Source organism: Streptomyces sp. ATLC9 (assembly GCF_057196705.1).
On the sequence record NZ_JBXUOY010000445.1, the window covers coordinates 1 to 2,558 of the forward strand.

At 72.5% G+C, this 2,558-nt stretch carries 2 protein-coding genes; both read right to left on the reverse strand.

Going from position 1 to position 2,558, the window contains the following annotated elements:
- Window positions 1-116: 116 nt before the first annotated feature.
- Window positions 117-1,211 carry an undecaprenyldiphospho-muramoylpentapeptide beta-N-acetylglucosaminyltransferase gene (murG, locus tag AC2CJA_RS26045; RefSeq protein WP_484605120.1) on the reverse strand — a complete coding sequence of 365 codons (1,095 nt, stop codon included), beginning with the start codon at window positions 1,209-1,211 and terminating at the stop codon, window positions 117-119.
- A 6-nt stretch (window positions 1,212-1,217) separates the two neighbouring features.
- On the reverse strand, window positions 1,218-2,558 hold a 1,341-nt coding region (gene ftsW / locus AC2CJA_RS26050; protein ID WP_484605121.1), incomplete at its 5' end, for a putative lipid II flippase FtsW.

The following is a 2,558-nucleotide window of genomic DNA, read 5'->3' on the forward strand; positions in this document are numbered from 1 at the left end:
GGGCGGTCCCGAGCCCGCCCCCGGCCCGCGCCGGTCACGCTGGTCGCGACCGCCTCGCCCGGCGGCCGCCGTCCGTCCGGCCACGTTCCCCGCTCTCCCGCGTCCCGCCCGCGGCCTCAGCCCCGGCGGTGTGCCGCGATCGCCTCGTACACCATGCCGACCAGCAGTTCGTCGGCGTCCCGGCGCCCGAACTCGCCGGCGGCCCGTGACATGTCGTACAGCCGGTGCGGATCCGTGAGTACCGGCAGGACGTTGGCCTGGATCCACTCCGGCGACAGCTCGGCGTCGTCGACGAGGAGTCCGCCGCCCGCCTTGACCACCGGCTGGGCGTTCAGCCGCTGCTCACCGTTGCCGATCGGCAGCGGGACGTAGGCGGCCGGCAGTCCGACGGCGGACAGTTCGGCGACCGTCATCGCGCCCGCGCGGCAGAGCATCATGTCGGCCGCGGCGTACGCCAGGTCCATCCGGTCCAGGTACGGCACCGGGATGTAGGGCGGCATCCCCGGCATGTTGTCCACCTGCGGCAGCTCGTTCTTCGGGCCGACCGCGTGCAGGAGCTGGACGCCGGAGCGCTGGAGGTTCGGCGCGATGGCCTGGACGACCTCGTTGAGCCGCCGGGCGCCCTGGGAACCGCCGGTGACCAGCAGGGTGGGCAGACCGGGGTCGAGGCCGAAGGCGGCCCGCCCCTCGGCCCGCATAACCGCCCGGTCGAGAGTGGCGATCGAGCGGCGCAGCGGGATGCCGACGTAGCGGGCGTTGCGCAGCTTGCTGTCCGGGGTGGAGACGGCGACGTGGCTGGTGTAGCGGGAGCCGATCTTGTTGGCCAGGCCCGGCCGGGCGTTGGCCTCGTGGATGACGATCGGCACTCCGAGCCGCTTGGCCGCGAGGTAGCCGGGCAGCGCCACGTAGCCGCCGAAGCCGACCACGCAGTCGGCCTTGGTCCGTTCCAGGACCTGCTCGGCGGCCTTGATGGTGCCGCGCAGCCTCCCCGGCACGGTGATCAGCTCGGGAGTGGGTTTGCGCGGCAGGGGCACGGCCGGGATCAGCTCCAGTTCGTAGCCCCTCTCCGGGACGAGCCGGGTCTCGAGTCCGCGCTCCGTGCCGAGTGCCGTGATCCCCACGGTCGGGTCCTGCCTGCGCAGGGCGTCCGCGAGGGCGAGCGCGGGCTCGATGTGGCCGGCGGTCCCCCCACCGGCGAGTACGACATGCACCGAATTTCACCGCTCTCCGGACGGGCGCCGTGCGGCGCTCCGTCCCGTCGTCTTCCGTCTCACCCCAGCCAGCTTCTTTCTCACAGCAGGCTGCCGCATGGCCAGTGCCGCCTTCGCGGCGGGCTCCGATCTCGCGGCGGAGATCAGCAGCCCGACGGCGAACATCGTCGGCAGCAGGGCGGAACCTCCGTAGGAGAACAGCGGGAGCGGAACACCGGCGATCGGCAGCAGGCCGAGCACCGCACCGATGTTGACCACGGCCTGGGCCGTGATCCAGGTGGTCACACCTCCCGCGGCATACCTGACGAAGGGGTCCTCCGTGCGTCCGGCCACGCGGATACCCGCATAGCCTAGAGCGGCGAAGAGGGCGAGCACCGGCAGCGTCCCCGCCAGTCCGAGTTCCTCCCCTGTCACGGCGAAGATGAAGTCGGTGTGCGGTTCGGGCAGTTGTCCCCATTTCTCCATGCTGTCGCCCAGCCCCGAACCGAACCATCCGCCCGACGCCAGGGCGTAGATGCCGTGGACGGCCTGCCAGCACTGGTCGTTCGGGCCGGGGTCGGTGGCGCCCAGGCAGGCGAACCGGGCCATCCGGTTGCCGCTGGTCGTGATCAGCAGGGCCCCCAGTGCCCCGGCGACGGCGAGCACCCCGGCGAACAGCCGCAGTGGCGCACCGGCCAGCCAGAGCAGTCCGACGAGGATGGCGGCGAGGATGAGCGAGGTGCCCATGTCCCGGCCCAGCATGATCAGTCCGAGCAGCAGGAAGGCCACCGGGACGAGCGGGACCAGCATGTGCTTCCACTGGTTCAGCAGCCGTCTGTCGCCCTTGCGCGCCAGCAGGTCCGCCCCCCACAGCACCAGGGCGAGTTTGGCGAACTCGCTGGGCTGGAACTGGAAGGGGCCGCCGAGCTGGATCCAGTTCTGGTTGCCCTTGACCTCCTGCCCGATCCCCGGCACCTGGACCAGGCAGAGCAGGAAGACGGAGGCGGCCAGCAGCGGGTACGCCAGCCCGCGCTGGAGGGCCACCGGCATCCGGGCGGCCGCCAGCAGCAGGACGCCGCCCAGGACGGCGGCCAGCAACTGTTTGCGGAAGTAGTAGGTGGAGGGCAGCCCGGAGCCCAGTGCCTCGATCTGCGAGGCGGAGAAGACCATCACCAGACCGAGGCCGAGGATCATCAGGCTGCCGCCGAGGATCAGGTAGTAGGCGGTCAGCGGCCGGTCCCAGGCGCGCTTCGCCCGCAGGTAGAGCCCGCGGGCCCCGTCCGCGGCACGGCGCGGGCCGCGGACGGGGCGCTTCGGGGCGCTCCGGGGCACGGGCCGCCTGCCGCCGGACGCCGGAGGCGTGGCGGC